At 42.0% G+C, this 11,188-nt stretch carries 10 protein-coding genes and 1 tRNA gene; 6 read left to right on the plus strand and 5 right to left on the minus strand.

Features of this window, described 5'->3' with window-relative positions; genetic code table 11:
• Positions 1-971 precede the first annotated feature (971 nt).
• Genes gap through pfkA form a run of 3 tightly spaced genes read right to left on the minus strand, consistent with a single transcriptional unit; the run spans position 972 to position 3,808 of the window.
• Positions 972-1,967: a type I glyceraldehyde-3-phosphate dehydrogenase gene (gene gap / locus ABI367_RS07730; RefSeq protein WP_462228317.1), complete on the minus strand. Its 996-nt coding sequence runs from the start codon at positions 1,965-1,967 to the stop codon at positions 972-974.
• A gap of 5 nt (positions 1,968-1,972) precedes the next feature.
• Positions 1,973-2,821, minus strand: a complete 849-nt coding sequence (locus tag ABI367_RS07735; protein WP_462228318.1) for a hypothetical protein — start codon at positions 2,819-2,821, stop codon at positions 1,973-1,975.
• The gene (pfkA, locus tag ABI367_RS07740) at positions 2,822-3,808 is read right to left on the minus strand and encodes a 6-phosphofructokinase (RefSeq protein ID WP_462228319.1); all 987 of its coding nucleotides are present in this window, start codon (positions 3,806-3,808) and stop codon (positions 2,822-2,824) included.
• Between the two features lie 134 nt (positions 3,809-3,942).
• Here pfkA and ABI367_RS07745 point away from each other — a divergent pair, with 134 nt between their 5' ends.
• Entirely contained in the window at positions 3,943-4,629 is a 687-nt protein-coding gene (locus ABI367_RS07745; RefSeq protein ID WP_462228320.1) for an NUDIX hydrolase, read from the plus strand.
• Between the two features lie 73 nt (positions 4,630-4,702).
• Here ABI367_RS07745 and ABI367_RS07750 read toward each other — a convergent pair whose 3' ends face one another.
• The gene (locus tag ABI367_RS07750; RefSeq protein ID WP_462228321.1) at positions 4,703-5,554 is read right to left on the minus strand and encodes an N-acetylglucosamine kinase; all 852 of its coding nucleotides are present in this window, start codon (positions 5,552-5,554) and stop codon (positions 4,703-4,705) included.
• A gap of 91 nt (positions 5,555-5,645) precedes the next feature.
• On the opposite strand from ABI367_RS07750, the gene ABI367_RS07755 reads away from it, so the two are divergent.
• On the plus strand, positions 5,646-6,275 hold the full coding sequence (locus ABI367_RS07755) for a hypothetical protein (protein ID WP_462228322.1): 630 nt from the start codon (positions 5,646-5,648) through the stop codon (positions 6,273-6,275).
• A 76-nt stretch (positions 6,276-6,351) separates the two neighbouring features.
• Positions 6,352-6,425: transfer RNA gene (locus ABI367_RS07760), tRNA-Arg, on the plus strand.
• 60 nt (positions 6,426-6,485) lie between these two features.
• Here ABI367_RS07760 and katG read toward each other — a convergent pair.
• Positions 6,486-8,744, minus strand: coding sequence for a catalase/peroxidase HPI (gene katG, locus ABI367_RS07765; RefSeq protein ID WP_462228323.1), 2,259 nt, complete (start codon positions 8,742-8,744; stop codon positions 6,486-6,488).
• Positions 8,745-9,254: 510 nt separating this feature from the next.
• On the opposite strand from katG, the gene ABI367_RS07770 reads away from it, so the two are divergent.
• The 3 genes from ABI367_RS07770 to ABI367_RS07780 form a co-directional block, all read left to right on the plus strand.
• Positions 9,255-9,464, plus strand: a complete 210-nt coding sequence (locus ABI367_RS07770) for a hypothetical protein (protein ID WP_462228324.1) — start codon at positions 9,255-9,257, stop codon at positions 9,462-9,464.
• Between the two features lie 13 nt (positions 9,465-9,477).
• A complete protein-coding gene (locus tag ABI367_RS07775; protein WP_462228325.1) occupies positions 9,478-10,110 on the plus strand; it encodes a nitroreductase family protein in 633 nt (210 codons plus the stop codon).
• Between the two features lie 198 nt (positions 10,111-10,308).
• Positions 10,309-11,188: Nif3-like dinuclear metal center hexameric protein (locus ABI367_RS07780; protein WP_462228326.1), on the plus strand; the 880-nt coding region annotated here is incomplete at its 3' end.

The following is an 11,188-nucleotide window of genomic DNA, read 5'->3' on the forward strand; positions in this document are numbered from 1 at the left end:
TACTTCTCCAATGACCTGCAATTTAAAGGCCATGCTGTAATCCCGCTGAGTGCGTTTCTTGGGTGGTTGTTCCTGCTTTTTCATATTTAAGTTGATTTGGGGTCAACTTATTTCAGGACGGCAGAAATCCATAAAAAAAAGCCACCCAATCAGGGAGGCCTTTTTTATGCTGTGTAGAGTAATTTAATTACGCTTTAGCTTTTTTACCTTGATAAGATAAAGGCAATACAATAACTGCGATTAATGCTACAACTTCTAATACGGTTAACATGGTCTAAATTTTTTATTTGATTAATTAATGAACTTTTATTGATAAGTATCACTCTGGCACATTATCCTTTAACCTTTATAATTTTAAGGATAAGAATGTAAGAACGATGCATATTCTGAGGACGTATGCGTCACAAAATATGCCATAAAAAAAGTGGTGCTTTTTACTTAATTTCTAAAATCATCAATTTAAAAAAAACATCTGCAAAAAATAAAGGCTGATATTTTAAATCTGAACTTTATAAAAGGCAATAAAAAAAATGGGGCTAAAAAAAATAATATCATACGTTTTTCGTAAAAAAGCACGAATTATCCATCAAAATAACTGACAAAATCCTTTTTTGATCTCTTTTTGACCCCGAAAACACATTGTTCGGTAAAAAATTAACGCAAAACCACTATTTTTTGATGAAAAAGCGCACATCAGAAAAAAACATACCGATTATTTTGAAAAGCGAATGACAAACCAATTAAAAAAATATTTTTTGCCAATTTGTCATAAAACATGACAAGTGGCTATTTTCTGCCAAAATTACTTAAAAAAAGACTGACAAAGCACTGCCAAACCATCATTTTGAATAGGCTTGGCAAGTTTTATAGCTAAAACCACCCCGTGCCAAAGTACATAACCCGAAAATCTTTTCGCACAAAAAAAGCCTCCCCAAGGGGAGGCTTCTAATTATACGGTAAGATGTGGTTATTTATAATTTACCGACTTCTTGTACAAGGTCTATCAATTTGTTTGAGTAGCCCCACTCGTTATCATACCATGATACTACTTTAACAAAGTTGTTATTTAAAGCAATACCGGCTTTAGCATCAAATATGGAGGTACGTGCATCACCCTTAAAGTCTTCAGATACTACTTCGTCTTCGGTATAACCTAAAATTCCTTTAAGCTCTCCCTCTGAAGCTGCTTTCATAGCTGCTTTGATATCCTCGTAAGTAGCAGGAGTTTTTAAGCGTACAGTTAAATCAACTACAGAAACGTCGGCAACCGGAACACGGAATGACATACCTGTTAATTTACCTTTTAGCTGAGGCAACACTAAACCAACCGCTTTAGCAGCACCTGTTGATGAAGGGATGATATTCTGGTAAGCACCACGGCCGCCTCTCCAGTCTTTAGCCGATGGGCCGTCAACTGTTTTTTGGGTAGCGGTTACCGCGTGTATAGTGCTCATTAGACCTTCTTCAATACCAAATTTATCATCTAATACCTTAGCAATTGGTGCTAAACAGTTAGTAGTACATGAAGCGTTTGATACGATAGTTTGATCGGCTTTAAGTTGTTTGTGGTTAACACCCATTACAAATGTAGGGGTATCGTCTTTAGCCGGAGCTGACATAACCACTTTTTTAGCACCTGCATCAATATGTTTTTGTGCGCTTTCGATAGTTAAAAACAAGCCGGTTGATTCAATGATCACCTCGGCACCTACTTCGTTCCATTTTAGGTTTGCCGGATCTTTCTCGGCAGTTACGCGTATGGTTTTGCCGTTAACAACCAAATGGCCATCTTTAACAGCAATGGTACCTTTAAACTGACCGTGAGTTGAATCGTATTTTAACATGTAAGCCATGTAATCCGGCTCAACAAGGTCATTAATACCAACAATTTCAACACCTGGTCTGTCGATTGCAGCCCTAAAAGCCAAACGGCCAATACGGCCGAAACCGTTAATTCCTATTTTCATGATTTTTAATTTTTATTTGAATAGAAGGTTAATAAATTATTTATAGGTTCTTTAATAATATGTGTGATTTCTAATTTTACATCTGCCGCAGCCTGCCGCAAATGATCCTGAAAAGCAAAGGCTACTGAGCCTTCGAAATGTAAAGGCGCTTGCGGGTATTGTTTGTGTAAAGGTAACAAGTAAGTGTTGATTAGCCTATCAAAACCATTTTTTATGACGCTTTTAAGATATTGCTCATCCTGATTATCAATAAAAAAATCAGTAAATGAACTTAAAAACAAAGCAGGCTGCTTTCCGCGGTATACCTTTTCCAACAGGTTAGTGCGGTCGGCATCATAACGTTTGGTAAATTTTGTGCGGATAGCCTCGGGCAGGGTTTCGTTCATAAAACTTTTAATAAGCTGCCTTCCCAGCCAGTTGCCTGAGCCTTCATCGCCCAAAATATAACCTAAACCATAATTGTTAGGCTTAATTTTTTTACCATCATACCATGCCGCGTTTGATCCGCTGCCGCATATGCCGATAATACCGGGCATATTTTTACAGCAGGCTATGGCCGCCCCTTCAATATCATGCGATACGGTAATTTTGGCGAATTTAAAAAATGCAGCAAATGCATCATGCACAACCGCCTTCATCTCATCAGACGATGAGCCCGCACCAAAAAAGTAAATACGTTTTATTTCTTCGGCATGGTGTATAAGGTTAATATTCTTGTTTAAAATTTGCAGTATATGCTTCTCATCATCAAAATATGGATTGATACCGCTGGTTTTAAAAGAAGCTATAGTTCTCCCTTTATCAGCTAAGCGCCAATCGGCATGGTTTGATCCGCTATATATTACTGCAATCATTTATATGGATAATACATCAACCATTTCTAAAAGATCTTCTTCCAACTTAAATTCATGTTGGTTAAGCGCCTCTTCCAGCGAGGTTATTTTAATATGATTGGCCTCAAGGCCCACCATTTTTTGGCTATGCCCTTTAATAAGTGCATTAACTGCGGCATAACCCAGCCTGCTGCCCAAAACACGGTCAAAACTGCTTGGGCTGCCACCGCGCTGCAGGTGGCCCAGTATGGTAACTTTTATATCGTAATTTTTTACTTCCTTTTGTACCGCTTCGGCAAGGTCATAAATACCGCCGCTTTTATCGCCTTCGGCAACAATTACAATGCTTGATGATTTTTTGTTGGATTCGCCGCTTTTTAACTGTTTGATCAAATCATCAATGGCAGTATATTTTTCCGGGAGCAAAATAGCTTCGGCACCACATGATATACCCGCGCGTAAAGCAATAGCGCCCGAGTCGCGGCCCATAACTTCAATAAAAAACAAACGGTCGTGAGAGTCGGCGGTATCACGTATCTTATCAATAGCTTCAATAACGGTGTTGGTAGCGGTATCAAACCCCAATGTATAGGTTGAACCGTATAAATCGTTATCAATAGTACCCGGTATGCCCATAACGGCTATATCAGGATATTTTTTTGAAAACCTTAAAGCACCGGTAAAAGTACCATCGCCGCCAATTACCACCAGCGCGTTAATACCACGCGCTTTTAAGTTTTGATAGGCTGTTTCCATGCCCTCATCAGTATGGAACGTAAGGCAGCGTGCTGTTTTTAATATGGTTCCCCCAAGGCTAAGTATGTTACTTACCGAGCGTGTTTCCATATCATACATATCATTTTCAATCATACCCTTGTACCCTTGCCGCACACCAACTACCGGTATCCCATTGTAGATAGCGGTACGCACAACAGCCCTTATACAAGGGTTCATCCCGGGCGCATCGCCGCCTGAAGTGAGGACACCAAGTTTTGAAATTTTATGCATATTTACACCTTTAAATACTTTGCACGAAGATAAGGTGTAAAAATTACACCATTAAATTTATTTTTACTTTATTTTTACGCTGTAAATAACGTATCAATTTTTATTTTTAGCAATAACTTAATTAACAACACGGTTTGGAAGATAAACTACCCGCATTTGACTCTGCTTTTTCAATTGACTGCGTGATCTTCGGATTTGAAGCAGGCGTGCTTAAAATATTATTGATTGAGCGTAACGAAGAACCGTTTAAGGATTGGCACGCGTTACCAGGATCGATCATTAAACAGGAAGAAAGCGTTGACGATGCTGCCGAGCGTATTTTATATGAACTGACCGGCCTACGCGACCTGCACATGGAGCAGTTTCATACTTTTGGCGAGGTACACCGCCACCCGCAGGGCCGTGTTATAACCGTTGCTTACTATGCTTTACTGCGCCTTACCGGGCAAAAAGAACTGCGCCCGGTTACCCAGTTTGCGCGTAAGGCTTTTTGGCACCCTATTAATGACCTGCCTAAACTGGCGTTTGACCATAGCGAGATATTTAACCGCAGCCTTAACAAAGTGCGCCGCCGGTTAAGCTATCAACCTATAGCATTTGAGTTATTGCCCGAAAAATTTACCCTTACCCAATTGCAGGTATGTTATGAGGCTATCCTGAATAAAAAACTGGATAAACGTAACTTCCGCAAAAAAATGCTGAGCTACGGATTTTTAAAACCCTTGCCCGAAAAACAAAAAGGCGTATCGTACCGCGCGGCTAACCTGTATAAATTTGACAGGCGCAAGTATAACAAGATATTTCAGTCGGAACTTAGTTAATCAGTGATTGGTGATTAGAGATTAGTTTTTGAAGCTCGCAACCTGATAGGACTAATCACTAATTAACAAATCACTAATCTCTATCCTCCAAATGATACTTCACCAAATTATCAATTGGCGAGCGGATGATGTTACCCAGTTGCATGCCGTTTTCGGCAACAACTTCTTCTAACACGTTTCTGAAATTATAAGCAACCGAGCCTATACAGTTAAAGCTATGGCTTTGGTAATTTGGGTAATGGGTAACCAGGTTTTTAAAAAAATCCTCGAATGATGTTTTTACCAGGTTACGACTGTAGGCAATATTGGCAGTATTATCATACACAAACTTACTGAACTGCGCGCAAAAACGGTTAGCCAGGGGCTTGGTGTAAACCTCTTCGTTAACATCATCGGGTGTAAGGTGGTAGGTTTCCCAAAAAAGTTTGCGCACCTCGTCGGGCATGTAGCCGCGCAAATAGTCGGTTAATAATTTTTTGCCTATATAGCAGCCGCTGCCTTCGTCACCTAAAATATAAGCACCCGAGTCAATATTCTGTATCACATTGGTACCGTCATATAAGCAAGTATTGGTGCCGGTACCTAATATAGCAGCAAAGCCCGGCTGTTTGCCTAATACCGCACGTGCGGCAGCCAACAAATCATGCCCTATGTTTACTTTGGCTTTGGTAAATACCAGTTGCATGGCACGTTGCACATGCGCACGCATATCATCGGTAGAGCAGCCTGCGCCGTAATAGTTAACTTCGGTAATTTTTCCAATTTCCAAATCGGCAGGTAAGTTTTCTTTAAGCGATTGGGTAATGTATTCTTCACTTACAAAATAAGGGTTATAACCTTCGGTATTAAGGTACACCTTTTTATGGTCGTCAGTAACCAGGCACCAGTTGGTTTTGGTGGAGCCTCCGTCAGCAATTAAAATCATGACTGAAAGATAATAATTATTTTTGAGTACAGATAGTTATCGCTATGTATTATGTTGTACATAAAATGCTACTTTAGATTAAAAAAAACAGATGAAATACTTATTCCTTACACTACTTTTAACCCTTTCCGGACTTCTTTGCTTCGCACAATCGTTTGAAGGTGAAATTGTTTACAATAACACTTATAAGAGCAAAATGCCATCATTAACAGACGAAAAATTTACCGCGATGATGGGTACTACACAAAACTATTATATTAAAGATGGGGCATACAGATCAGAAACTAATGGAACGCTTGTTCAATGGCAAATTTATATTAACCCCGAAAACAGACTATATAGCAAATCACATAATTCTGAAACTGTTATTTGGAATGACGGCGCCGAAAATGATGACGAGGTGATTAGCAGCCAATTAAACAAAGGCGTTATTGAACTATTAGGTTATAAATGTGACGAGCTGATATTAAATTGTAAAAGCGGGGTGCAGAAATATTATTTCACCAGCAAATTGCCTGTTGATTACAAGCTTTTTGAGAAACATAAATTCGGTAATTTCGCCTTTTATCTATCAATGGCTCATGCTATACCACTAAAAATGATCGTTGAAACGGCGCAGTATGCTGTTGAAAGTACGGCTACACAAATTAAACCTATGAAGCTGGATAATACTATGTTTAAACTGCCTGCAGGTGTTCACACCGCAAAAAACCCTAATTAAAATACAATTTGCATTGCCTGATTTAAGCATATTTATTAGCTTTGCAGCGCTCTGATACAAAATATCGGTGCAGGCTGGTCCTATAGCTCAGCTGGATAGAGCAACAGATTTCTAATCTGTAGGTCTTTGGTTCGAATCCAAATGGGATCACAAATAAAAAGCCTCTCAAGTAATTGAGAGGCTTTTTGTATTCAATAAGACGGCTGCTTATTAAAACCTGTCCAAATTCATTACTTTATCCCATACAGCAACAAAATCTTTTACAAATTTACCTTGAGCGTCGCTACTGCCGTATACTTCGGCAACGGCACGCAGCTCGGCGTTCGATCCAAATACAAGATCGGCGCGGGTAGCGGTCCATTTGGCCTGGCCGGTGTTACGGTCGGTACCTTCATATAGCTCCCTGTCGGGCGATGTGGCTTTCCAGGCGGTACCCATATCCAGTAAATTTAAAAAGAAATCATTGGTTAACTGGCCCGGACGGTTAGTAAATACGCCGCGTTTTGAACCATCGTAGTTGATATTTAAAACACGCAAACCACCCAGCAGCACGGTTAGCTCGGGCGCGGTAAAGGTTAGTAAATGAGCTTTATCTATCAGCAGTTCTTCGGTTGATGCCATTGACCGCGACTTACGGTAATTGCGGAAACCATCTGCAAGCGGCTCCAGGTAACCAAATGATTCTACATCGGTTTCCTCCTGCGAGGCATCCATACGGCCCGGTTTAAATGGTACAGTTATATGGTTTCCGGCATCTTTAGCCGCCTTTTCAACACCTGCACAACCGGCTAATACAATAAGGTCGGCTAGCGAAATTGTTTTACCACCTGCATTAAACTCCTTTTGTATACCCTCTAAAACTCCTAATACTTTTTGCAGTTGCGATGGGTTATTTACCTGCCAGTAACGTTGCGGTGCCAGCCTGATGCGCGCGCCGTTGGCACCACCGCGCTTGTCAGAACCACGGAAGGTTGATGCCGAGGCCCATGCGGTTGATACCAGCTCGGATACATTTAAGCCAGATGCCAGTATCTTACCTTTTAAAGCAGCAATATCGTTTTCGTCTATCAGTTCGTGGTTTACAGCCGGGATAGGATCCTGCCATAATAATACCTCCTGCGGTACTTCAGGACCCAGGTAACGGGCACGCGGACCCATATCGCGGTGGGTAAGTTTAAACCAGGCCCTTGCAAAAGCATCCGCAAAAGCATCAGGCTCATTTAAAAAACGACGTGATATTTTTTCGTAAGTTGGATCGACCCTTAAAGCCAAATCTGTAGTCAGCATGGTGGGCCTGTGTTTTTTTGAACCATCAAACGCATCCGGGATAATATCCCCTGCATTTTTGGCTACCCATTGGTTCGCACCACCCGGACTTTTGGTAAGTTCCCACTCAAAGGCAAACAGGTTCTCAAAAAAGTTATTGCTCCATTGGGTTGGTGTAGTTGTCCATATTACTTCCAGCCCACTGGTAATGGCATCAGCACCTGTGCCGGTACCAAAGCTGTTTTTCCAGCCCAGGCCCTGCATCTCCAGGTCAACGCCCTCGGGCTCCTTGCCCACATGGTCAGATGTTGCCGCACCATGTGTTTTGCCAAAGCTATGTCCGCCGGCTATTAAAGCCACGGTTTCTTCGTCATCCATCGCCATACGGCCAAATGTATCGCGTATATCTTTTGCGGCAGCTATAGGGTCGGGGTTACCGTCGGGGCCTTCGGGGTTTACATATATCAGGCCCATTTGCACAGCGGCAAGGGGTTTCTCCAGGTTGCGGGTATGCACATCGCCATCGGCTTTATCATCAGCTGATACCACGCCATGCGCGGCTTCAACACCCGGCGAACCATCGGCATAACGCAGATCGCCGCCCAGCCAGGTAGATTCTGATCCCCAGTAAACATCCTCGTTGGGTTCCCAAACGTCGGCACGGCCACCGGCGAAGCCAAAGGTTTTAAAACCCATTGATTCAAGCGCTACGTTGCCGGTAAGTATCATCAGGTCGGCCCATGATATTTTGCGGCCATATTTTTGTTTAACGGGCCAAAGCAGCCGGCGTGCCTTATCAAGGCTCACGTTATCCGGCCAACTATTAAGCGGTGCAAAACGCTGCTGCCCCTCGCCTGCCCCGCCGCGGCCATCTGTAACGCGGTAAGTACCCGCGCTATGCCAGGCCATACGGATAAACAGCGGACCGTAATGCCCAAAATCTGCCGGCCACCAATCCTGCGAGTCGGTCATCAAAGTACCCAGATCTTGTTTTACGGCTTTCAGGTCAAGACTGTTAAAAGCTTCGGCGTAGTTAAAGCTATCATCCATCGGGTTTGATAAAGCCGAATGCTGTCGTAATATATTCAACTTTAACTGGTTGGGCCACCAATCGCGGTTGCCGGTGCCGCTGCCGGCCACATTATGTTTCATGCTGCCGTTGTGGAACGGGCATTTGCTGATATCATTTGATTCTTTTTCCATTTTATAAGCAGGTTTATATAATTGATGGGCTTACTTTATTTTCCTCTAAATTAAGACATTGAAATAAACAAAGCCAATCAATTGTATCTATACGGGATAATAAAAATCTATAGGACAATATCGTGTCCATCGTTTGATGCGATAAGAGCAAAAATGGATAAAATGGTTTAAAGAATACCTTAACCCAATAGGGCAACAAATTTCTAATCTGTGGTCTATGGTTCGAATCCAAATGGGATTACGTTAAAAGCCTCTTTATTTTTGGAGAGGGTTTTTTTGTTTAGCCTGTTCGGTCTTTAAACATCTCTTTTTTGATTTAGCTGGTAACTGTGTATATCAACGGGTTGGCCAAGAGCTAACAGATTAAGTTTATCTTTCATATCTCAGCAGTTTTAACAAATTTATCTTTCGCGGTGTAGCCTAATAATGATTTTTATCAGTTAATATATTGATTTAAATCATGTTAAAAATTCATTACATTTTATTACTTTGATATAAATCAATGACCCCATGGACACTAAAAAACACCCTGATACTAACATACCAACGGAGATACCTGAACCGCAAAAACAGCCCGAACTGACACCATTTACTGAACCGTTAGTGCCGGCTGTCCCTATGGAGGATCCGCATATTGAACCCAATGAAAGACCATCAGTATTGCCCCATCCTCCAAACCCAGACGAGGGCCAGTACCCTGATGCATTCACTAATATTTAAAACTCCTTGTATAATGGAAACAGAAGTTAACAAAGCAGCCACCGAAACGCTGAAGACAATTTATGAAAGAAGAGCAGTCAGAAAATATCTTTCGGACGCTATAGACGATGAGCTGCTTGAAAAAGTTTTAGATGCCGGCCGGATGGCGCCGTCTGCTATGAACAGCCAACTCTGGAAATTTTACATCTTAACACACCAGGATACTATCAGCGAGTTTTCAAAAGCAATTGCTAAAATTGCTTTCAAATCTACCGTCAAATCAAGTTTAAAGCACCCTTTAGTTACGATCAAAACGCTGCTACACACCACACCCGAGCTTTTGCATATAGATAAAGAAGATCCTATTTTTCATGGTGCACCCGTTGTGATTTTTATCACATCGCCCAAAAATTATGAATGGGCCGGGCTTGATGTTGGCATGTGTGCAGAAAACATGATGCTGGCGGCTAAATCGCTTGGATTAGATACTTGCCCGGTTGGATTAGCTAAGTACGCAGAACAAACGCCAATCCTGCATAAATTAGAAATACCGCACTCTGAAGAAATACAACTCGCTGTTTTGATTGGATATGGCAATGAAGCACCGGAGGTACATCCGCGGGTAAAAAACAATGCCATATTTATTGATAGAATGGAATGCTGCTAACAGGGCATAATTGAGTTAACATAAGCCATCGGGATGCCTGTATCTGATCTCGGGTTCGAATCAAATAGGATCATGTTAAAAACCTTTCCATTTTTGAAAAGGTTTTTTTAATTTCCCAACGATTTCGTCGACTAATTGGTATTATACACCTGTTTTATTAGCTTAGCCCTACCAATTAAATACACTAAAATTAATAACATGGACAAGCATGATAAATTAAACTCGACCGGGAGAAGAGAATTCCTGGCAAACACTACGCTACTGGCAGGCGCGGCTGTATTGTCATCGTTACCCGGCGCGGGCATAGCTAAAAGCTTAACACTGGCCAAACCGGCCGGTTATACGCCCAAACAAATATTTGATATCATGATATCAGAAACCCCTAACGCGCCGTTTGCCCGCACGGTTGACCAGCTGCGGTCAGGAAGCGCCGATCAGGAGGTTACCGGAGTAGTTACTACTATGTTTCCTACTATTGAGGTTATTAACAAAACCATTAAGGCGGGTGCCAACATGATCATAGCGCACGAAACTCCTTTCTATAATAATGATGACGCTACCGACTGGCTAAAGGACGATGCTGCGTTTAATTATAAAATGGACCTGCTAAACAAAAATAAAATTGCCATTTGGCGCATGCACGACCACTGGCACGCGCACAAACCGGTTGACGGTATACACATGGGTACCCTGATAAAACTGGGATGGGATAAATACGACCTATCTGTACCCCGCATGGTTACCCTGCCACAGCCTATGCCTTTAAAAGACATACTGGTACTGGTTAAGAAAAAACTGGATATACCCCAGGTTAGGCTGATAGGCGATTTGAACCAACCCTGCAGCAAAATATACCTGGCCCTGGGTTATATGGATAGCAGGGCCCAGATAGCCGCTACCAAAGCCCTAAAACCCGATTTGATATTAAGCGGCGAAACACGCGAATGGGAAAACGTTGAACGCATACGCGACGGGCGTGCCATAGGTGAAAAAACAGCGCTGATGGTATTGAGCCATTCTGTAAGCGAGGAAGCCGGTATGGAATATGCCGCCGATTGGTTAAGGCCAAAAGTGCGGG

It is taken from the genome of Mucilaginibacter sp., from assembly GCF_039935595.1.
GTDB lineage: Bacteria > Bacteroidota > Bacteroidia > Sphingobacteriales > Sphingobacteriaceae > Mucilaginibacter.